This is a genomic window from Vibrio sp. HI00D65, from assembly GCF_001635455.1.
Classification (GTDB): domain Bacteria; phylum Pseudomonadota; class Gammaproteobacteria; order Enterobacterales; family Vibrionaceae; genus Vibrio.
Window position 1 is genome coordinate 1 of sequence record NZ_LWEH01000194.1, and the last position, 316, is coordinate 316.

Consider the following 316-nt stretch of genomic DNA (forward strand, 5'->3'; position numbering starts at 1 on the left):
ATCTACATCATCGCCGAACTTAAGCAGGAAACCGACTATGTCGCCTCACACATCCAAAAAGTGGCAGCGTTCTTCTCTGCCATGGACTATTTCGCTGAAGAGCTGACACAACGTGGGCACCAAGTGTTGCATTTGACCTTAGATGATACAGCACAATTCAAAGATCTCGACGCCGCACTTCAGCACTACATAAACGAGTTTGACGCTGAGAAATTTGAATATCAAAGACCAGACGAATATCGCCTGTTAGAACAGCTCAACAAACTCAAACTACCTAACACCGTCAAAGGGTGCTACGACTCCGAGCACTTCATGT

The 316-nt window shown here is 45.9% G+C and carries 1 protein-coding gene; it reads left to right on the plus strand.

The annotated features are described in order from the left end of the window. Nucleotides 1-316, plus strand: a 316-nt coding sequence (locus tag A3712_RS15175) for a cryptochrome/photolyase family protein (protein WP_197465839.1), incomplete at both ends; no start/stop codon positions are given.